Here is a 19,391-nt window from a genome sequence, read left to right as displayed (position 1 = left end):
CGCGCGGGTATGGCGCGCACCCTGACAACGTCCGGGGCAGGTCAGAGCTCGCGCTCCGCGTACGCGACGAGGGCGTCGCGCACGAACGTCGCGCCCTCGGTGCCGCCGTAGTTCTTCGCGAACCGGGGGTCGGCCACGTACATCTCGGCCAGGCCGACGACGTAATCCTTCGTGGGCCGACCCCGCTCGGAGCCCGGCGTGCCGGGGATGCCGCCGAGCCAGGCCGCGTGCCGGGCGGCGAGGGCCTGCGCCTCGTCGGACGTCGGGGCGACGCCGCGGCGGGCGGCGTCGCCCCAGGCGTCGCCGAGCTCCTTCGTCCGCGCCTGCCACTCCTTCTGGCCGGCGGGACCCAGGCCGCGCCACCACGCGTCGCTCCTCGCGTACGCGTCGGCGCCCCAGCGCTCGGCCACCTCCTCCTGGTACTGCGTGTGGTCGAAGCCGTCGAGCATGTCCTCGGCCATGAGCTGTTCTCCCTTCTCGATCGCGGTCACGGTCCGTTCCACCGACGCGATCTGCCGCGTCAGCCGGTCCTGCTCGGCACGCAGCTGGCCGAGGTGGCGGCGCAGCGCGCCGGCCTCGTCCGCCTGCTCGTCGAGGACCCTGCCGACGTCGCTCAGCGGCAGCCCCAGGTCGCGCAGCAGCAGGATGCGCTGCAGACGGCGGACCGCCGCGTCGTCGTACCGGCGCAGCCCGCCGGAACCGGTGCCCGACGGCGGCAGCAGACCGATCTGGTCGTAGTGCCGCAGCGTGCGGCTGCTGACGCCGGCGAGCCGGGCGACGTCCTGGATGGAACGGGTCATGACACCGACGGTAGGGGTTGACGCAGCGTCAACCGCAAGGCAGCAGATGAGGGTCTTCTCCTCCGCATCTCATGCGGGGGCCACCGACCGCCCGGAGGATCGTCGTCATGAGCAACCGCACCGCACGCCGTCTCGCCGTCCCCGCCGCGCTCGCCCTGACGCTCGGCCTCACCCTCACCGCCTGCGCCGACGGCTCCGGTGACGACGGCGCGCCCGCCGGGGACGCCACGACGTCCGCCGGCGCGACCGACGACACCACGACCGACGACACCACGCCGGACGACGGCGGCGCGGCAGAGGACACGTCGCCGAGCGCGTCCGCGGAGCCGGAGCACCGCACGGCCGCCGGCCTGCTGGCGATCGCCACCGCGGAGAAGAAGGCGGGCGGCACCGCGTTCGCCATCGACGACCCGGACCGCGACAACACGTGGGAGGTCGACGTCGCGACCGGCACCATCAGCATCGAGGTGGAGGTCAGCGCCGACGGGACCGAGGTGGTCCGCACGCAGGAGGACGACCTCGACGCCGACGACCGCCGCGCGCTGGCCGACGCGACGCTCTCCCTGACCCAGGCGATCGAGCGGACCGTGGCGTCGTCCGGGGGCGACCTCGACGACGCCGAGCTCGACGAGGACGACGGCCGGTACCACTGGTCGGTCACGGTGCTGGTGGACGGCGCCGAGACCGACTACCGCGTCGGTACCCAGGACGGGAAGGTCGTCCAGGAGCGCGACGACGACTGACCGCCGCCGGTGTCGCCCGGGGCACGCTCAATCACCCCCGGCGCCCGTTGACCGACCCGTGAGGCCGGTGGGTCACTGGAGTCATGACCCGCTCGGTCGACACCGACTACCTGGTCGTCGGCGCCGGGGCGGCCGGGATGGCGTTCGTCGACGCGCTGGTCGACCACGACCCGACCGCGCACGCGACGCTCGTCGACCGGCGTGCCGCGCCGGGCGGGCACTGGCTGGACGCGTACCCGTTCGTCCGCCTGCACCAGGCGTCGCAGTTCTACGGGGTCGCGTCGACCCGCCTCGGCTCCGGGCGCGTCCAGGAGTCGGGCCCGGAGCAGGGGATGCACGAGCGCGCCGCCGGCCCCGAGATCTGCGCGTACTTCGCCCGGGTGCTCGCCGACCGGCTCCTGCCGACCGGGCGCGTGGAGCTGCTCGGCGGGCACGAGTACCGCGACGGTCTGCTCGTCGACCTCGCGTCGGGGGACGTCGTCGAGCCCCACGTCCGCCGGCGGGTGGTCGACGCCCGCTACCTCGCCCCGTCCATCCCCGCCGTGGGCCCGCCGCCGTTCGACGTGGACGACGGCGCCGACGTCGTCCCCGCGGGCGCGCTGCCCGACGTCGGGGAGGCCGCCGCCTACGTCGTCGTCGGGTCGGGGAAGACGGCCACCGACGCCGTGGTGTGGTTGCTCGGGCGCGGGGTGGACCCGGACGCGATCCTGTGGGTGCGGCCGCGGGACCCGTGGATGCTCGACCGTGCCGTCGTCCAGCCGGACCCGGCGGTCTTCCTGGGCATGGCGGGGACGCTGATGGCCTCGGCCTACGACGCCTCGTCGGCGGACGATCTCTTCCTGCGCCTCGAGGACGCGGGCGTCATGACGCGCATCGACCCGGCGGTCGTGCCGACCATGGCCCGCACGCCGACGCTCGGCCGGTGGGAGCTCGAGCTGTTGCGGTCGGTGACCCGCGTCGTCCGCGACGGGCACCTGCGCCGGGTCGAGCCCGGACGGCTCGTGCTCGACGACGGCGAGGTCGCGCTCCCGCACGGCGCCGTCGTCGTGCACTGCGCGTCGTACGGCCTGCACGTGCGCCCGGGGCTGCCGATCTGGGACGAGCGGATCACGCTCCAGTCGGTGCGGGCGGGGTTCCCGCCGTTCTGCGCCGCCCTGGTCGGCTACGTGGAGGGCACCCGCCACGACCGGCCCGACGCCGAGAAGAACGCCCTCTGCCCGCCGACGCCCTACTGGAGCACGCCCGCCGACTGGGCGGCCATGCAGGGCCGCGGCGCGCGGGCCGCCGCGACGTTCATGGCCGACCCGGACCTCGCCGCCTGGTCGCACTCCGTGCTGCTCAACCCCGCCCGTGTCCCGCCCGAGGAGACCGCGCGGCCCGAGGTGCGCGCCGCCGTCGAGCGGTACCTCGAGTACGCCCCCGCGGGCATCGCCGGGCTGGAACGGATCGGCCGGGACGCCGGGGTGCGGATCTGAGGGCAACTCGCCGTCAGCCGGCGAGCACCTCCCGCAGCCGGGCCGCGAACGCCGCCGGGTCGTTGCCCGGGGACCACTCGTTGGACGCGAAGCCGCCGTGGTCGCCGGGGAAGACGACGGTGTCGAGGCCGAGCGCCGCGGCCAGCGCCTCTCCCCCGCGGCGGGGCATCGAGCCCGGCGCCTTCTCGCCGACGGCGGGCACCAGCCGCACGGTGGTGCGGCGCAGCGCGTCGAGGTCGGGCTCGAACCAGGGCAGGGCCTTCATGTTCCCGTTCAGCAGCAGGTCGTCCCGGGAGCCGTCGTCCTCGGTGGGCAGGCCGAACGCGGCCGGGTCGGGCGCGGGCTGCGTCAGGTAGTCCTCGGTGAGCGGCGCGTCCTGCATGGAGACCTGGATGAACTTCGCCATCGCGGGGCCGAAACCGTCCCGCTCGTACGTCTCGACGATGTCGCGGGTGACCTGGCGCTGCACGTCGCGGTCCTCCAGGAGCGCCCACAGCGGGGGCTCGTGCGCCACGACGGTGCCCAGCTCGTCGGGGTGGTCCACGATCCACGGCAGCACGTTGACGGCGCCGCCGCTGGACGCGAACACGTCGACGGGACCGTCCCCGATCACCGGCCGAGCGGCGGCCACCACGCGGTGGAAGTCGTCGGCGTGGAGCTCGACCGACACCGCGCCGCCGGCGGCGAGCGTGCTCCGTTCCGTGCCGCGCGGGTCGTACGTGACGACGGCGCGGTCGTCGACGTGCCCGAGCAGCTGGGTGAAGCCCGACGCCGCCATCGGCGACCCGAGCAGGAACAGCGGCGGGTGCCCGCCGGGGGCGGCCGGGATGCGGACGTCGTAGGTGAGGACGGCGCCGGGCACGTCCACGGTGAAGGTCTGCTGGGTGCTCATGGGGTGCCTCCGTCGGCCTGATGGGGTTCTCATCCTGTGGTGGGGGAAAGACGGCGCGCCACCCCCGAACTCATCGGTCGTGACCAGGCACGACGTCGCCGCGGCGCTCCGGGAGTGGGAGCCTGCCCCCAGGTTCCGCGTGTCCACAGGCCGCGGGCCCGGGCGCCTCGACGACGGCCGCCGCCCGCGAGGCTCGGCCACGGACGCCCGCCCCGGACGCCCCGAACCCGAGGAGCCACCCATGCCCGTCGCGACGCCGCCCCCGCCCACCTCGCCGGCCCCCGGTCCCGCCCGCTTCGTCCCGCCCGACCTCGTCGACCTGCGCACCGCGTGGACCCGGGAGCGCGAGCTCGCGGCCGCCGCGGGCGGACCGCACCACGGCGGCCGGGGCGGCGGCTGCCCGGGCCGGCACGGCTGGTTGCTCGACGACGGGCTCGACGTCCTGCTGGAGCCCGTGCTCGCCGGCTCGACCACGCCCGGCTTCTACCCGTTCGCCGCCCTGGACGAACGGACCGCCGCCGGGCTGCTGGAGCGGCTGGACGAGGAGGAGCTGGCGACCGAGCGGCAGAACCTCGGCCCCACGCTCGGCACGGTGCTGCGGGCCGTCGTGCGGTACCCCGACCGCGTCCGCGCGCAGGGGTACGTCGTCGGGCCGCTGCGGTGCGACGAACGGATCACCGTGACCGGGGTGCTGCTCCGGCCGGGCCGGGGCGTGCGCCTCGAGGGACCGCACGAGCCCGGCGGTGAGAGGGCCGACGTCGTGCGCGCCCTCGCCGCGCTGGGTGTCGACGACATGCACGCGCCCCCGGACGAGGTCGCGCCCTGGCGGGGGCGACGGCTCGACGGCGGCACGGACGACGAGCCGTGGTTCCGCGTCTGGTGGGACTGACCTGATGGGCCTGACCTGATGGGACTCACCCACCCGACCGACCCTGTGGATAACCGCGACCCGCCCGGTCCCACCGTCGTTAGCGTCGTGCCCGCGCCCCGGCGCAGCCTCCGACGGACCCACGACGAACAGGGACGGGATGACCCAGCTCGACCTCGACACCACGACCCTCGCGGCGGTGGGCGCGGACCTGCGCGCGGGCGCCACCACGCTCGCCGGCGCCCGCGCCGGAGCGCTCACCGCGGCCGCGGCGCCGGGCGCGAGCGGCGACGTCGCCCTGTCGGCCGCGGTGGAGGACCTCGCCGCGGCCTGGCGGTCGGCCCACGAGTCGCTCGTCGGCGCACTCGAGTCGCTCGGCGCGGGGCTCTCGGAGGCTGCGGAGGTCTTCGCCGGTGCGGAGCGCGGGACCGTGCGCGACCTGGCCGCGCTGCTCGGCGCTGCCGGGACGGCGGACGGCGCATGAGGCCCGAGGTGCGGCACGGCGGGCAGCGCGGCGGCGGACAGGGCACCCTCGACGGCGAGCTCGACGCGCTGACGGGCAGCCCGCCCGCGCTGGTCGACGCCGCCGACGCCGCGGCACGCGCCGCGGCACGGCTCGCGGACGTGCACGCACAGCTGCTGCGGGTGCACGCGTCGCTCGACGGTCAGCGCAGCACCGCCGTCGAGCGGGCGCGCGGGCGGGTCGCCACCGTGGCCGACGACGCCCGCGCGAGCGCCGGCCTGCTCGAGGCGGCGGCCGGCGCCCTGCACCGGTACGCGGTCACGCTCGGCGACGCCCGGTCCGCCGCGGGACGGGCGCTCGCCGACCGGGCGGAGGCCCTGGGGCGGGAGGCGCGGTGGCGGTCCGAGGCCGACGAGGCCCGGCGTTCCACGTGGAACATCGCCGGGGCGGGCCTCCTCCCCGCGGCCCCCGACGTCGGCGTGCCGGGAGCGACGACGCCGCTCGGCGGCCCGGGGCAGGCGCACCAGCGGCTCGTCGTCGCGGAACGAGAGGTCGCCGCGGCGCGCGAGGACGTCGCGGCGGCGGAGGCGCGCTGGCGGTCCGCCCGCGACGCCAAGGCCGAAGCGTCGCGCCGCGCCGCCGCCACCCTGGCCGCGCTCGCCGACGTCCGTGCGGTCCGAGCCGTCACCGCCGTGGGGGCCGACCCGGCGGGTCTCGTGGCCTCCGGGGACGCCGCGCGGCGGGTCGTCGCGCTGCTGCCGCGCGCCGCGTCGGGCGGCGACGACACCGCACGCCGCGAGCTCCGGGACGACGTCCGTCGCGTGCTGACCGGCTACGCGGACGACCCCGCGTTCTGGGCCGTCTTCTGGGACACCACGACGCCGCAGGACCTCTACCTGGCGCTCGGACCGACCTCCCTCGACCCGACCCGGCCGGTCCCGACCGAGCTGCGCACCGCCCTGGCCCAGGGCGCGACCGCCTGGGCCGGCACGGCGTCGGACGCGGAGCTGCGCGAGTTCGGGCGGGACGTCGTCACCGGCGTCGGCGACTGGCCGCTCGGCCTGGGCGAGCGGTCCCGGATCGCCGCGACGCTCCTGCCCGCCGAGCTCCCCGCGGCGGCGCACTCCGCCGCCGGCGACGCGCTCGACGCGAGGTGGCAGGCCCGCGCGGACGAGCAGGCGGCCGCCACCGGTGCCCGCGGCGGCCTCGGCGGTGAGGCCCTCGTCGACGCCACGATCACCGCGCCGCTCGCCGCGGCCGTGCTGGCGGGCTACGCCCGGCACCCCCGGCTCGCGCTCGACCGCCTCGCCCCGGCGCAGGACGCCCAGGTCGCCGGCAGCGTGCGGCGCTGGTTCGGGTGGGTCCCGGACGGGGGCTGGCCCGACGGCGGCCGGGCCGTCGCGGGCGCGTTCGCCGCCGCGGTGGAGGAGGGGACGACGTCGCACCATCAGGCCGACCAGCGGAGGGCCGCCGTCCTCGTCTCGCACGCCACGCCGGTCCTGCCGTCCGGGCTGCTCGCGGGCCCCACGCTGGACGACCGCGCCGGCGCCGACGTCGCGCGCGCGTACGAGCCGTACCTGCCGTCGGTGGGCGACGCGACCCTGGACCAGACGCTCCACCGCGGATCCGAGGGCGGGCCTCCGGAGCCCGCCCCGGCACCCGGGATCGACGCGGACGACGGTCTCGCCGCGGGCACGGGACGGCGCGCCGACGTCCTCCAGCCGGAGCTCGACGCGTTCGCCCTGCGCGACGTCGTCGCCGCGACGTCGCGCAGCCCCGAGGCCGCGCAGGCCTGGCTGGGGGCCACCGAGCGCTATGCGGCGGCGATGGTCGAGGTCGCGACGTCCGGCGCCTACGACGTCGACACCGCGCCGCGCTACCACCTCGCGGAGCAGGTGCTCGGCGGGGTGGGTGCGGTCACGGGCGCCATGCAGGCCGAGACGCTCGCCACCGCCTACGACGAGGTCGAGACCCGCAAGGCGCTCATCTCGCTGGCCGGCGACACGCTGGGGCTCGGCACCCTCGGCCGCAGCAGCGCGGAGGCCCTGGCCGCCACGGCGACGACCAAGGGCCTGGAGTTCCTCGACACGAGCGGCCCGGTCGCCGAGGCACGGGCCGAGGTCGGCGACGTCGGCCACCAGACGTACACCCGGTACGCGACGACGATCCACGACCTCTACCTCGCCCACGACCTCGACCTCGGCATCCCGCTCGACGAGGCGATGCGGCGCGCCGAGAGCACGGACGTCGCCGCCGCCGACCACGAGAAGCTCTCCGTCGCCCGCCAGTTCTGGGGCGCGTTCAAGGACATGTCCCAGCCCGCCGGAGGAGGTCGATGAGCACCGTGCTGAAGCGTGTCTTCGCCAACCCGCAGGTCACGCCGGCGGTGGTGCTCGTGCTCCTCCTGGTGGCGCTCGTCACCGTCCCCCGGGCGCTCGACGCGGCGACGGACCGCCAGCGGCAGCGCGAGCTCGAGCAGGCGCAGACCTGGATCGCGGACCGCTGGGTGTTCACCACCGCCGACTTCCCCGCGCACGACACGGCCGAGCTCCCGGTGGAGCGGTGGTGGCTGGACCGGGGCCTCGCGGGGGCGGGCTGGCTCGTCGAGCCCGTCCGGGCCACGGGCATCGCCCCGCTGTTCCACGCCCCGTTCGCACTGACCGGTGGGTGGTCGCCGGAGTCGACGTCCGGAATCTCCGGCGTGCGGGTCGACGGCGTCGACGTGTACAGCTATGTCGCCACTCCCCCGGGCGCCGGTTTCGACACCGCACGAGGATCCGATGGTGTCTGGCGGCTGCAGGAGGAGGCGTCGAGGGTCGCGGACTATCTCCTGGACCCCGGCTCCGCGTGGGAGGAGTACCGCGGCACGGAGCTCCTGTCCGTCGCGTACGTCGGGACGCCCGCAGGCCCCCGGTGGTACGAGGATCACCTCGGCGAGCCGTTCGACGCCGGCGGGCCGGGCTATTTCGGCGTGGAGGTCCACGAGCGTGCCGAGGACGACCTGGCGTTCCGGACCACGACGATCGGCACGGTGGTCGAGGGCTCGCTCGCCGTGGTGGGCGTCGTCGTCCCCGACGGCGTGGTGCCGCCGGCCGAGCTGGAGCCGGCGCTGCTGCTCGAGCGCCTCTCCCAGGAGCTTCGCTCCCACCCGCCGGCACCGACGGACACGGTCGGCGGCGCCGTCAGCGGCACGGACCGCGGCGCTCAGGCCGACTCGCGCACCACCAGGGAGGTGGGCAGCGTGATGGCCGCGGGCTCCTGACCGTCGACGACCTCGAGCAGCAGCCGCACCATCTCGGCGCTGATGCGCTCGTAGGGCTGGCGCATCGTGGTCAGCGGCGGGTGGAGCTGCGCAGCGACGCCGGAGTCGTCGAAGCCGCCGACGGCGACGTCGCCGGGCACGCTGCGGCCGGCGGCCTGCAGCGCGACCAGGGCGCCGGCGGCCATGAGGTCGGAGTGCACGAACACGGCGTCGACGTCGGGCCGCCGCTCCAGCAGCTCGGCCATCGCGAGGCGGCCGCTCTCGCGGGAGTAGTCGCCGTGCGCGACCAGCTCCGGGTCGTAGGCGTCGCCCAGCACCTCGCGGTAGCCCTCGAGACGCAGCACGCCGCCCGGGGTGTCCATCGGGCCGGTGATGGTGGCGATGCGCCGCCGGCCGGAGTCCCACAGGTGCTGCGTCATGGTGCGCCCGCCGGACCGGTCGTCGGCGGCGACGTACCCGACCTTGCCTTCGTACCCGAGCGGGACGCCGCACGCGACGGTGGGGATCTCGTGCCGCAGCAGCTCCCTCATCATCGGGTTGCCGCGGTGGGAGCTGATGAGCAGCACCCCGTCCACGTGCCCGGCCTCGAGGTACTGCGCCACCCGGCGACGCTCCTGGTCCGTGCCCGCGACGAGCAGCACCATCGGCATCTCCCGCTCGGCGGCGGCGTGCGTGGCGCCCCGCAGGAGCAGGGAGAAGTTGGGGTCCTCGAACAGCAGGTGCTGCTCCTCCGTGAGGAGGAAGGCGACGGAGTTGGCGCGCCCCGTCACCAGGGAGCGGGCGTGCGGGTTCGCGCGGTACCCGGTGGTGCGGATGGCCTCCTCGACCGCGGTGCGCGCGTCGGGGGACACCCAGTGCCCGCCGTTGATGACCCGCGAGACGGTGCCCCGCGACACCCCCGCGACCGCCGCGACGTCGCGGATCGTGGGCCGCTTCGCCCGGCCGTCGTCGGCCCCGTGCCCACCCGTTCCTTCCACGCCCGCGAGTCTAGGGACCCGAGCGGCCCCGGCCTGACCGGCGCGAGGAGGCGTCACGACTTCACCGCGCCCGCGGCGAGGTCCACCTGCCAGAACCGCTGGAGCGCGAAGAACAGTGCGACGAGCGGCACGATCGACAGCAGCGCACCGGTGATCACGAGCGTGTACATGGCGGGCTGGCTGGCGCCCTGGTTGAGGAGGCCGGACAGGCCCACCGTGATCGGGAACAGCTTGTCGTCGCCGAGCATGATGTACGGCAGCATGAAGTTGTTCCAGATCGCGACGAACTGGAAGAGGAACACCGTCACGAGGCCGGGCACCAGCATCGGCACGGCCACCTGGAAGAAGGTGCGGGTCTCGCTCGCGCCGTCGGTCCGGGCGGCCTCGACCACCTCGTCGGGCACGGCGGCGGCCGCGTAGATGCGCGCCAGGTAGATGCCGTACGGGCTGATGATGCTGGGCAGCAGCACCGACCAGTACGTGTTGGTGAGGTCGAGCTCCGCCAGCAGCAGGTACTGCGGGATCGCGAGCACGATGGCGGGGACGAGCACGCCGGCGAGCAGCACGTTGAACACCGCGTTCTTGCCGGCGAACGTGTACTTCGCCAGGCCGTAGCCGGCCATCGCGGACACCAGCGTGGACGCCGCCGCGCCGACACCGGCGTACAGGGCCGTGTTGAGCATCCACCGCCAGAACAGACCGTCGCGGTAGGCCGAGAGGTCGGCGACGTTGTCGGCCAGGTGGGTGGAGGGCGCGAACGTGAAGCTCGAGAACAGCTCGGCGCCGGACTTGGTCGAGGCCATCACCACCCACACCACCGGCAGCAGGCAGTACAGGGCCCCCAGGAGGAGCACGGCCGTGGCCACCGGGGACGGCCGTTCGCCGGCGCCGCGCCAGTGGCGGCGTCCCTTCGCGGCCGGGCGGCGGACGTCGGAGCGCGCGGCCGGGGCGTCGGCGGGCAGCGGGCTGGTCAGCGTCGTCATGGTCACTTCTCCTGGCCGAAGGCGCGGCCCTGCACGAGGCGCAGGAAGCCGAACGAGAGCACGAACGTCGCCGCGGCGATGATCACCGAGGTCGCGGCGGCCGAGTAGAGGTCGCCGCGCGTGAACGCGTCGCGGTACACCTTCATCAGCGGGGTCCAGGTGGTCGAGATGGCGTTGCTCAGCGGGCGCAGCGTGGTGGGCTCGGCGAACACCTGGAGCGTCGCGATCATCGAGAACACCGCCGTCATGATGATCGACGGCGTGACGATCGGGATCTTGATCCGCAGGGCGACCGCCACCTGCGACGCGCCGTCCAGCTCGGCCGCCTCGTAGAGCTCCGACGGCACCGCCTTGAGCGCCGTGTAGATGACGATCATGTTGAACCCCGTGCCGCCCCAGACGGCGATGTTCGCGACCGCGAACATCACGAGGTCGCCCTCGAACAGCGACGGCACGTCCCAGCCGAACCGCTCGAACAGGTCGTAGAAGGGGCTGACCCCGGGCAGGTAGAGGAAGCCCCACAGCAGGGACGAGATCACGGCCGGCACCGCGTAGGGCAGGAAGATCGCCGTCCGCGAGAACGTGCGCGTCCGCGCCCGGCGCGAGTCGAGGAGCAGCGCGAACAGCAGCGCCAGGCCGAGCATCGTCGGCACGACGATCAGCCCGTACAGGGCCACGCGCCCCACGGACGCGAGGAACTCCGGGTCGCCCAGCGCGGCCGCATAGTTGGACAGCCCCGCCCACACCTCGGTGCGCGAGCCCGAACCGAGGCCCAGACCGCTCACCTTCTCCGTGCGGAAGGACAGGTAGACCGCGTACGCGATCGGCAGCGCCAGGAAGAGGACGAACAGCACGATCGCCGGCGCGAGGAAGCCCCACGGGGCGAGGCGGCGCCGGCCGGACGTGCTGGGCCCGGTCGCGCGGGCCGGCGGCGCGGCGGTGGTCGTGGTCATCTCAGGCTTCCCTCTCGGATCTTCGCCGATCGTGCTCGACGGCGATCGTGGTCGACGCGGGTCGGGCCGCCCGGGGGGATCTCCCCGCCCCGGGCGGCCCGCGTCGTCACTCGCTGACGCTGAACCCCTGGTTCTTCAGGTCGTCGAGCGTGATCTGCTGCATCGCGCCGACGGCGTCGAGGAACGCGCTCGCCGTCTTGGCCTTGGTGGCCTTGGCGAACTCGTCGTTGTACGCGGAGTAGGCGACGTTGATGTTCGGCCCGTAGGTGAACGGCTGCACGGTCTGCGCGGTCTGCGCCGCGACCTCGTAGAAGTCGGGCTGGTTGGAGAAGAACTCCGGCGGGTCGCTCAGCGCCTCCGTGCTCGCGGGGACGTCGGCCGGGTAGATGCCGGTCTCGTCCACGAGCGCCTGCACGGCCTCCGGGTCGGTGTTGAGCCAGGTGACGAACTCGGCGGCCTGCTCCGGGTGCTCCGACTGCGACGTCACCGCGGTGGCCGAGCCGCCCCACGCGCCGGTGGCGGGCGCGTCGGTGTCCCACTGCGGCATGGGCGCCATCTCCCACTTGCCCGCGGTGTCGGCGGCGTTGCCCGACAGGACGCCGGGCGCCCAGATCGCCGACAGCCAGCCCACCTGGGTGCCGTCGTTGAGGCCGGCGTTCCACTCGGGGGTGTACATCGGCCTGTTGTCGATGACGCCCTCCTCCACGAGGCCGCCCCAGTACTCGGCGACCTTCGTCGTGGCGTCGGAGTCGATGTCCACCGACCAGGCGTCGCCGTCGATCCCGTACCAGGACGCGCCGGCCTGCTGCGTGATGCCGGCGAACCAGCCCGCGTCGTTGGCGGAGAACGTGCCGAGGTACGCCTTCGGGTCTGCCTCGTGCACCTTCCGCGCCGCCTCCGCGTACTCGTCCCACGTGGTGGGGACGTCGATGCCGAGCTTCTCGAAGATGTCGGCCCGGTAGTAGAACTGCATCGGCCCGGAGTCCTGCGGCACCGCGTAGACGGCGTCCGACCCGAGGGTGACGGCGTCCCACACGCCGTCGGCGAAGTGCCCGGCGACGTCGTCGCCCAGCGAGCCCGAGAGGTCCGCGAGCGCGTCCGAGGACACCAGCTGCGGGATCTTCTGGTACTCGGCCTGCATGATGTCGGGCGCGCCCGAGCCGGCCTTGATCGCGGTGAGCAGCTTGGTGACGGCGGGGTCGCCGCCGTCCTGCTTGTTCACCGTGACCGTGATGTCGGGGTGCTCGGAGTTCCAGAGGTCGACGACCTTCTCCATGTTCGGCGTCCACGTCCAGAAGGTGAGCTCGACGGGGCCCGCGGCCGACCCGCCGTCGTCCGTGCCGGCGACGTCGCCACCGCCGGAGCAGGCGGACGCGAGCAGCGCGGTGGCGGCGGCGAGGGCCGCGATCCGGGTGCCTGTGGTCAGGCGCATGACTCCTCCTCGTCAAGGACCATCGCACCGCCGCGTCAGGCAGGGAGCGCTGGGCGACTCACGACAGTGTGGCTGTGCACGGTCACAGTAGCGACACGGCTCCCGGGATTGTCAACTTCAGGTTTCGTGGTGTTACCTAGTCGTTGCCCGACCACGACGACTGTGACCGAGCACAGACAGCCGAGCACAGCACCGACGCGAGGAGCCTCTCCCATGCCCGACGCCACGCCCCTCGAACTGCCGGGCGGCGCCCCCACCCGGACCGCGCCTCTCCGCCCCGGCCCGGACTTCGACGGCTGGCTGCCGGGCATCGACGAGATCTCCTACGGCGGCGACTACAACCCGGAGCAGTGGCCGGAGGAGGTGTGGGCGCAGGACGTCGCCCTCATGCAGGAGGCCGGCGTCACCCTGGTGAGCGTCGGGATCTGGAGCTGGGCGCTGCTGGAGCCGCGCGAGGGCGAGTACGACTTCGGCTGGCTCGACCGGCTGCTCGACCTGCTGCACTCCGGCGGCATCCGCGTCGACCTCGGCACCCCCACCGCGTCGCCGCCGGCATGGTTCTTCCGCACCTACCCGGACTCGCGGGTCGTGACGCGCGACGGCACCGTGCTGGAGTTCGGCTCGCGCGGCGCCGCCGCGCCGTCGTCGCCCGCCTACCGTCGCGCCGCCACCCGGATCGCCGGCGCGCTGGCGGAGCGCTACGCCTCCCACCCCGCCGTCGTGCTGTGGCACGTGCACAACGAGTACGGCGCACCCGTCTCCGACGACTACTCCGACCACGCGCAGCGCGCCTGGCGCCTGTGGCTGCGTGCCCGGTACGGCACGCTGGACGCGCTCAACACCGCCTGGGGCACGCGCTTCTGGGGTCAGGTGTACGGCGAGTGGGAGCACGTCGTCGCGCCGTCGGCCACGCCGACCGTCGCGAACCCGGCGATGCGCCTCGACTACGCACGGTTCACCGACGCGATGCTGCGCGAGTGCTTCGTGGCCGAGCGCGACGCGATCCGCGCGCACTCCGACGTCCCGATCACCACCAACTTCATGGCGACGGCGTGCCCCTCGACCGACCTGTGGGCCTGGGGCCGCGAGGTCGACGTCGTCTCCGACGACCACTACCTCACCGCCGCCGACCCGCGCGGCCACGTCGGCCTGGCGATGGCCGCCGACCTCACCCGGTCGGTCGCGGGCGGCAAGCCCTGGCTGCTCCTGGAGCACTCCAGCTCGGCCGTGAACTGGCAGCCCCGCAACGTGGCCAAGCGGCCCGGCGAGGAGCGGCGCAACGCCCTGTCGCACCTGGGCCGCGGCGCCGACGGCATCCTGTTCTTCCAGTGGCGGGCCTCGCGCAGCGGCGCGGAGAAGTTCCACTCGGCGATGCTCCCCCACGCCGGCACGGGCAGCCGCGTGTTCCGCGAGGTGTGCGCGCTCGGCGCCGAGCTCGGCCGCCTCGGCGAGGTGCGCGGGTCGCGCGTGCGCGCCGACGTCGCGCTGCTGTGGGACTACGAGTCGCACTGGGCGCAGGACCTCGAGTGGCGGCCCAGCGTCGACGCGTCGCACCGCGAGCGCACCGAGGCGTTCTACGACCGGCTGTGGCGCGACGGGCTCACCGTCGACATGGCGCACCCGGAGCAGGACCTGTCCGGCTACCGCCTCGTCGTCGCACCGGCGTCGTACCTGCTCACGGCGGCCGCGGCCGACAACCTCACCCGGTACGTCGAGGGCGGCGGCACGCTGCTGGTCAGCTACTTCAGCGCCGTCGTGGACGAGCACGACCGCGTGCACGAGGGTGGCTACGGCGCGCCGCTGCGCCGCGCGCTCGGCCTCACCGTCGAGGAGTTCCTGCCGCTGCGGGAGGGCGAGACGCTCGGCGTCGTCGGCCTGTCCGACGGCGCGCTGACCGGCGACGTGTGGGCCGACGACCTCGCGCTCGACGGCGCGGACGTCGTCGCCACGTACGACGGCGGCCCTCGGCCCGGCGCCGCGGCGGTCACGCGGAACTCCCTCGGCGCGGGAACCGGCTGGTACGTCTCGACGCGGTTGGACGTCGACGCCCTCGCGCCCCTCATGGCGCGGGTGTACGACGACGCGGGGCTCGCGCCCGCCGGCCTGCCCGCGGAGCTCGAGGTCGTGCGCAGGCACGGGGACGGCGCCGTGTTCACCGTCGCGCTCAACCACGCCGACGCCGACGCCAAGCTGCCCGACGTCGCGCCGGGCTCCACCGACCTGCTCACCGGGGAGGGCGTCGCAGGCTTCGTCGTCGTCCCCGCCGGCGGGGCGCGCGTGCTGCGCACGCCCGTCCCGCACTGACCCGCGAGCTGTCAGGACGAGCGCGGGGCATACCCCGCGCTCGTCCTGACGGATCGGGGCCCACAGGAGCTGTCAGGGCACGCGCCCGGCACACCGGGCGCTGACCCTGACGGCTCGCCCGACGCGAAAGGACGATGATGTCGCACCGCACCCGCACGATCGCCACGAGCCTGCTCGCCGCCGCCCTCTCCGCCACCCTCGCGGCCGCGCTCGCCGCGCCCGCGGGCGCCGCCCCCGGCGGCCGGTCCGCCGTCGAGCCCACGAACGCAGGGTTCTCCGGCCTGGACGGCTGGACCGTCACCGGCGACGCCTCCGCCGCGACGACGGAGGCCGGGGGCCGCACCGGCGACCGGCTGACGCACTGGTCGGACACGCCCTACGAGGTCACGACGTCCCAGCGCCTCGGCCGCCTGGGGACGGGCTGGTGGACGGCGAGCGCCTGGGTGAAGTCCGGCGGGCTGGACACCTCGACGCTGTCCCTGACCTGCGCGGGCGGCACGTCCGGCACGGTCACCCTGCCGCAGTCGCTGCAGGACGACGCGTGGGTGCGCGTCGCCGTCTCCGCGAAGAGCCGCGGCGGCGACTGCACGCTCGCCGTCGCGACGTCGGACGACGCGGGCGGCGCGTGGGCGGGCGTCGACGACGTCGCCGTCGAGCGCGGCCGGGTGACGCGCGACGTGCGCGGCGGCGACCTCTCCGGCCTGGCGAAGAACGAGGACCACGGCGCCGCGTACGCCGACGTCGACGGCACGCCCGGCGACCCGGTCGAGATCCTCGCCGACCACGGCATGAACCTCGGCCGCCTCAAGGTGTGGGTCGACCCGGCCGACGGCTACAACGAGGTGACGCACGTCGTCGAGACGGCGCGACGGATCCAGGCCGCCGGCATGGACGTCATGGTCGACTTCCACTACTCCGACCGGTGGACCGACCCGGGGGCGCAGGGCGTGCCGGCCGCGTGGGCGGGGTCGAGCGTCGCCGCGATGACCGACCGGCTCGCCGCGCACACCCGCGAGGTGATGGCCGCCCTCGTGGACGCGGGCGTCGACGTCGCGTACGCGCAGGTGGGCAACGAGATCAACCCCGGCATGCTGTGGCCGTACGGCCAGACGTGGGACGTCGACCCCGACGACGGCGTCGCCGACGCGCAGTGGGACGCCCTCGCCGGCTTCCTCACCGCCGGCCACGACGCGGTGAAGGCCGTCTCGTCGTCGACGCGGACGATCCTGCACCTGACGAACATCAACAACGGCGTCGACTCGCTCACCTGGTGGTTCGACGAGGTCACCGCGCGCGACGTGCCGTTCGACGTCGTCGGGCTGAGCTACTACGGCTACTGGCACGGGTCGCTCGCCGACCTGCAGGGGGCTGTCAGCACCCTGTCCGCGCGCTACGACCGCGACGTCATGGTGGTCGAGACGGCGTACCCGTTCACGCTCGAGGACGACGACCCGGCCTGGGAGAACGTCATCGCGTCCGAGGACCAGCTCGTCGACGGCTACCCCGCCACGCCCGAGGGCCAGGCGGCGGCGTTCCGCGCCGTGCAGGACACGGTCGCCGCCGCCCCCGGCGGTCGCGGCCTCGGCGCCGTCTACTGGGAGCCGGCCTGGACGGCCGTCGAGGGCAACGGCTGGGACCCGGAGGACCCGGCGTCCGGCAACGCGTGGGAGAACCAGGCGATGTTCGACCACGACGGGCGCCTGCTCGGGCCCGTCGCGGCCGAGCTCGCCGCCGACTGACCGACGTCGTACGGCGGGTCAGCAGGTCGCGAGCAGCGCGGGCACCAGGGCGGTGCCGAGGTCGGACTCCAGCGACGTCAGGTCGCGGCCGGTCAGGGCCACGGTGACCTGGCGCTCGGCGTCCGGCGAGGTCAGCGTGATGCTGAGCGTGCCGAACGACGCGCCGTCGTGCCCGTACAGCCATGCGCCCTCCTCGCACGGGTCGGGCAGGCGGTACACGCCGAGGCCGTAGTCCGGCAGCGTCTGGCTGTCGACGGTGCGCGGCGTGAGGACGTCCGTCACGGTCTCCGGCTCGAGCAGGTCGCCCGTCACCAGCGCCTCGGTGAACCGCTGCAGGTCCTCCGTGGTGCTGGTGACGGCGCCGGCCGAGCCGAACAGGCTGGGATCGAAGCCGTCGAGGCCGTACCAGCCGGCGCCGAGGTCGCCCGTGTACGCGGCCTCGCGCAGGAACGGGCCCCGGTAGCCCGGGTCGTCGGGGTACGCGGAGTGCCGCATCCCGGCGGGCTTGAAGACGCGCTTCTCGAGGAGCCGCTCGACGCTCTGCCCCGTCGCGTGCTCCAGGGCGAGGCCCAGCAGCACGTAGCCGGCGTTGGAGTACGAGGCGTCGGTGCCGGGCTCGAACAGCCACGGCTGGTCGTCCATCGCGGCGAGGTGGTCCGCCGTCGTGTACTCCTCGCCGAGGACGTCGAAGAACTCGTCGTAGTCCTCCGGGTCGGTCATCCGGCTCGCAGTGAGTGCGGCGAGGTGGTCGGGCAGACCCGAGCGGTGCGTGAGCAGCAGCTCCAGCGTCACGTCGTCCTCGTACGCGTCGGGGACGACGGCGGCCGCCTCGGGCACGACGTCGACCACCGGGGTGTCGAGCGACCACGTGCCCTGCTCGACCTCCTGGAGCACGAGCGTCGAGACCATCATCTTGGTGTTGCTCGCCGCGCGGAACCGGTCCTGCGACCGCGCCGGCCCGTGCCCGTCCAGGCGGCGCGTGCCGTCCGCGCCGCTCCAGTGCAGGCCCGGGGCGTCGACCCGGCCGACGACGCCGATCGGGACGCCCGCCGTCGTGTCCGCGAGCGCCTGGTCGAGAGCGTCGGTCACGGCGTCGGCCCGTCCCGACGCCTCGCTCGGCGCGCTGAACGTCCTCGCGCGAGCCTGGCGCTCCGCCTGCGCGACGGCGTCGGCCACCGCCTGCGCGACGGACGAGCGGTCCTCGTCGAGAGCCGCCGACGGCGAAGGGCCCGGCGGCTCGTCCGCCCCCGCGGGCAGCGCGCCGAGGCCCAGTGCGAGCGCGGCGACGGTCGTGACGGTCAGGGGCGTGCGCATGCGGCGGCGCATGGTGTCTCCTTCGTCCTCGGTGTCGGTGCACCCACCCTCGCAGGGCGGGCCGCCCGGGCGGATCCGTCGGGCGACGGAGATCCGCCGTCGTCGCCTCCGCCGTCCGCCGGACGCCGAGGTCGTACTACCTCGGCAGGGTCCGAACTACCTCGGCAGGGTCGGTACTACCTCGGCAGGTTCGGTCCTACCTCGGCGTCTGCGGGACTACCTCGGCGAGGCGGGCGGCGGCCTCGTCGCGGCGGCGGGTGGCATCGGCCAGGGTGCGCTCGGCGCGCTGGCGGGCGACGACGGCGCCGCGCAGCTCGGCGTCGACGGCCGCGGCCTCGTCGTCCAGCTCGGCGAGGCGACGGCGGGCGGCGTCGCGCTCGGCGTCGGTGCGGTGCGCGACACCCTCGATGCGGCCCACCTCCGCGGCCGCCGCGCTGCCGGCGTCGCGCGCGGCGGCGACGTCGTCCTCCGCGTCGGCGAGCTCCTGCTCCGCCTCCTGCCGGGCCGCCTCCTGCGCGGCCTGCTCCGCGGCCGCCGCGTCGTCGCCCTTCCTCGACGGGCCCCGTCGCCGGCGGCCGCCGCGCCCCCCGCCCGGCAGGTCGGGCACCGCGTGCAGGTGCCGCGACGGCGCGCCGTCGTCGTCGACGGGCGCGATGCCGAGCGCGTCGGGGACGGCGACGGCGGACGCGACGTCGGCCCGCCCGATGCCGGTGGCCTGCAGCGGCCCGACCAGCAGCCCGCCGCGGACGGCGCGGCCGGCGTCGGCGTCGATCATCGCGGCGGTGAGCGTGGCCTCCACCTGCGCCAGGACCGCGCCCGAGACGGTCGCGCCGGTCTCGACGGCGAGCGATCGCGCCCGCGCGGCGACCGCGGCGACGAGCAGCCGCCGCTGGCGCGTGAGCTCGCGCAGGCGCTTGCCGTCGAGGTCGTCCTGCGCCTCGCGGAACGCGGCGCCGAGCTCGACCACCTGCTCCACCTGCGCGGCGTCGGCGCGCGCGAGGAGGTTGACCACCCAGGCCGCCGTCGACGGCTTGCGCAGCCGCTTCACCCGGTCGGCCGCCTCGTCCTCGCCGTCGGCGCGCAGGGCGGCGGCGCGCGCGTCGCGCGCGGGGACGAACGCCGCCGGCTCGAGGGCGTAGAGCTCCCCGGCGACGTCGGTCAGCAGCTCCGCCAGCGTGGGCACCCT

16 protein-coding genes are annotated in these 19,391 nt (G+C 75.1%); 8 read left to right on the top strand and 8 right to left on the bottom strand.

The genetic code is table 11. The features are described from left to right. Positions 1 to 41: 41 nt before the first annotated feature. A complete protein-coding gene (locus ACFVS0_RS13075) occupies positions 42 to 800 on the bottom strand; it encodes a TipAS antibiotic-recognition domain-containing protein (RefSeq protein WP_430588220.1) in 759 nt (252 codons plus the stop codon). Between the two features lie 107 nt (positions 801 to 907). On the opposite strand from ACFVS0_RS13075, the gene ACFVS0_RS13070 reads away from it, so the two are divergent. Together ACFVS0_RS13070 and ACFVS0_RS13065 are read left to right on the top strand one after the other, a co-directional pair. Beyond that, a complete protein-coding gene (locus tag ACFVS0_RS13070; protein ID WP_430588219.1) occupies positions 908 to 1,543 on the top strand; it encodes a hypothetical protein in 636 nt (211 codons plus the stop codon). A gap of 83 nt (positions 1,544 to 1,626) precedes the next feature. Next, complete coding sequence (locus ACFVS0_RS13065; protein WP_430588218.1) at positions 1,627 to 3,018, top strand: pyridine nucleotide-disulfide oxidoreductase; 1,392 nt, start codon at positions 1,627 to 1,629, stop codon at positions 3,016 to 3,018. Between the two features lie 13 nt (positions 3,019 to 3,031). Here the strand turns inward: ACFVS0_RS13065 and ACFVS0_RS13060 are convergent, their stop codons facing one another. Then, complete coding sequence (locus ACFVS0_RS13060) at positions 3,032 to 3,910, bottom strand: alpha/beta fold hydrolase (RefSeq protein WP_430563065.1); 879 nt, start codon at positions 3,908 to 3,910, stop codon at positions 3,032 to 3,034. A gap of 241 nt (positions 3,911 to 4,151) precedes the next feature. Between ACFVS0_RS13060 and ACFVS0_RS13055 the strand changes: the two genes are divergently transcribed. From ACFVS0_RS13055 to ACFVS0_RS13040, 4 genes are all read left to right on the top strand, one after another. Then, the gene (locus ACFVS0_RS13055; RefSeq protein WP_430588217.1) at positions 4,152 to 4,799 is read left to right on the top strand and encodes a hypothetical protein; all 648 of its coding nucleotides are present in this window, start codon (positions 4,152 to 4,154) and stop codon (positions 4,797 to 4,799) included. A 139-nt stretch (positions 4,800 to 4,938) separates the two neighbouring features. Beyond that, positions 4,939 to 5,262 carry a hypothetical protein gene (locus ACFVS0_RS13050; protein ID WP_430563067.1) on the top strand — a complete coding sequence of 108 codons (324 nt, stop codon included), beginning with the start codon at positions 4,939 to 4,941 and terminating at the stop codon, positions 5,260 to 5,262. Beyond that, positions 5,259 to 7,580 carry a hypothetical protein gene (locus tag ACFVS0_RS13045; RefSeq protein WP_430588216.1) on the top strand — a complete coding sequence of 774 codons (2,322 nt, stop codon included), beginning with the start codon at positions 5,259 to 5,261 and terminating at the stop codon, positions 7,578 to 7,580. The genes ACFVS0_RS13050 and ACFVS0_RS13045 overlap by 4 nt, the downstream gene beginning before the upstream one ends. Next, positions 7,577 to 8,503: a hypothetical protein gene (locus ACFVS0_RS13040; protein ID WP_430588215.1), complete on the top strand. Its 927-nt coding sequence runs from the start codon at positions 7,577 to 7,579 to the stop codon at positions 8,501 to 8,503. The genes ACFVS0_RS13045 and ACFVS0_RS13040 overlap by 4 nt, the downstream gene beginning before the upstream one ends. Here ACFVS0_RS13040 and ACFVS0_RS13035 read toward each other — a convergent pair. The 4 genes from ACFVS0_RS13035 to ACFVS0_RS13020 form a co-directional block, all read right to left on the bottom strand. Further along, positions 8,446 to 9,480 carry a LacI family DNA-binding transcriptional regulator gene (locus ACFVS0_RS13035; protein ID WP_430588214.1) on the bottom strand — a complete coding sequence of 345 codons (1,035 nt, stop codon included), beginning with the start codon at positions 9,478 to 9,480 and terminating at the stop codon, positions 8,446 to 8,448. The two genes, ACFVS0_RS13040 and ACFVS0_RS13035, sit on opposite strands and share 58 nt — an antisense overlap. A gap of 53 nt (positions 9,481 to 9,533) precedes the next feature. Further along, entirely contained in the window at positions 9,534 to 10,463 is a 930-nt protein-coding gene (locus ACFVS0_RS13030) for a carbohydrate ABC transporter permease (protein WP_430550998.1), read from the bottom strand. Positions 10,464 to 10,465: 2 nt separating this feature from the next. Continuing rightward, entirely contained in the window at positions 10,466 to 11,416 is a 951-nt protein-coding gene (locus tag ACFVS0_RS13025; protein ID WP_430563070.1) for a carbohydrate ABC transporter permease, read from the bottom strand. Between the two features lie 106 nt (positions 11,417 to 11,522). Beyond that, positions 11,523 to 12,848, bottom strand: a complete 1,326-nt coding sequence (locus ACFVS0_RS13020; RefSeq protein ID WP_430588213.1) for an ABC transporter substrate-binding protein — start codon at positions 12,846 to 12,848, stop codon at positions 11,523 to 11,525. 213 nt (positions 12,849 to 13,061) lie between these two features. Between ACFVS0_RS13020 and ACFVS0_RS13015 the strand changes: the two genes are divergently transcribed. Beyond that, positions 13,062 to 15,152, top strand: coding sequence for a beta-galactosidase (locus ACFVS0_RS13015; protein ID WP_430588212.1), 2,091 nt, complete (start codon positions 13,062 to 13,064; stop codon positions 15,150 to 15,152). A gap of 137 nt (positions 15,153 to 15,289) precedes the next feature. Continuing rightward, positions 15,290 to 16,891, top strand: coding sequence for an arabinogalactan endo-beta-1,4-galactanase (locus ACFVS0_RS13010; protein WP_430588211.1), 1,602 nt, complete (start codon positions 15,290 to 15,292; stop codon positions 16,889 to 16,891). Positions 16,892 to 16,909: 18 nt separating this feature from the next. On the opposite strand, the gene ACFVS0_RS13005 is transcribed toward ACFVS0_RS13010, so the two are convergent. Next, entirely contained in the window at positions 16,910 to 18,217 is a 1,308-nt protein-coding gene (locus ACFVS0_RS13005; RefSeq protein ID WP_430588210.1) for a serine hydrolase domain-containing protein, read from the bottom strand. Between the two features lie 184 nt (positions 18,218 to 18,401). Continuing rightward, positions 18,402 to 19,388 carry a hypothetical protein gene (locus ACFVS0_RS13000; protein WP_430588209.1) on the bottom strand — a complete coding sequence of 329 codons (987 nt, stop codon included), beginning with the start codon at positions 19,386 to 19,388 and terminating at the stop codon, positions 18,402 to 18,404. Positions 19,389 to 19,391 lie beyond the last annotated feature (3 nt).

It is taken from the genome of Isoptericola sp. NPDC058082 (assembly GCF_042885055.1).
Taxonomy (GTDB): Bacteria; Actinomycetota; Actinomycetes; order Actinomycetales; family Cellulomonadaceae; genus Isoptericola.
The sequence above is the reverse complement of the archived record's forward strand: the minus strand, read 5'-3'. Positions and strand labels throughout refer to the sequence as shown.

Bases quoted from the DNA above. Each gene is read 5' to 3' on its own strand.
- ACFVS0_RS13010 (WP_430588211.1), top strand. From the start codon at position 15,290: ATGTCGCACCGCACCCGCACGATCGCCACGAGCCTGCTCGCCGCCGCC.
- ACFVS0_RS13045 (WP_430588216.1), top strand. From the start codon at position 5,259: ATGAGGCCCGAGGTGCGGCACGGCGGGCAGCGCGGCGGCGGACAGGGC.
- ACFVS0_RS13055 (WP_430588217.1), top strand. From the start codon at position 4,152: ATGCCCGTCGCGACGCCGCCCCCGCCCACCTCGCCGGCCCCCGGTCCC.
- ACFVS0_RS13025 (WP_430563070.1), bottom strand. From the start codon at position 11,416: ATGACCACGACCACCGCCGCGCCGCCGGCCCGCGCGACCGGGCCCAGC.
- ACFVS0_RS13005 (WP_430588210.1), bottom strand. From the start codon at position 18,217: ATGCGCCGCCGCATGCGCACGCCCCTGACCGTCACGACCGTCGCCGCG.
- ACFVS0_RS13060 (WP_430563065.1), bottom strand. From the start codon at position 3,910: ATGAGCACCCAGCAGACCTTCACCGTGGACGTGCCCGGCGCCGTCCTC.
- ACFVS0_RS13070 (WP_430588219.1), top strand. From the start codon at position 908: ATGAGCAACCGCACCGCACGCCGTCTCGCCGTCCCCGCCGCGCTCGCC.
- ACFVS0_RS13030 (WP_430550998.1), bottom strand. From the start codon at position 10,463: ATGACGACGCTGACCAGCCCGCTGCCCGCCGACGCCCCGGCCGCGCGC.
- ACFVS0_RS13020 (WP_430588213.1), bottom strand. From the start codon at position 12,848: ATGCGCCTGACCACAGGCACCCGGATCGCGGCCCTCGCCGCCGCCACC.
- ACFVS0_RS13050 (WP_430563067.1), top strand. From the start codon at position 4,939: ATGACCCAGCTCGACCTCGACACCACGACCCTCGCGGCGGTGGGCGCG.
- ACFVS0_RS13075 (WP_430588220.1), bottom strand. From the start codon at position 800: ATGACCCGTTCCATCCAGGACGTCGCCCGGCTCGCCGGCGTCAGCAGC.
- ACFVS0_RS13065 (WP_430588218.1), top strand. From the start codon at position 1,627: ATGACCCGCTCGGTCGACACCGACTACCTGGTCGTCGGCGCCGGGGCG.
- ACFVS0_RS13040 (WP_430588215.1), top strand. From the start codon at position 7,577: ATGAGCACCGTGCTGAAGCGTGTCTTCGCCAACCCGCAGGTCACGCCG.
- ACFVS0_RS13015 (WP_430588212.1), top strand. From the start codon at position 13,062: ATGCCCGACGCCACGCCCCTCGAACTGCCGGGCGGCGCCCCCACCCGG.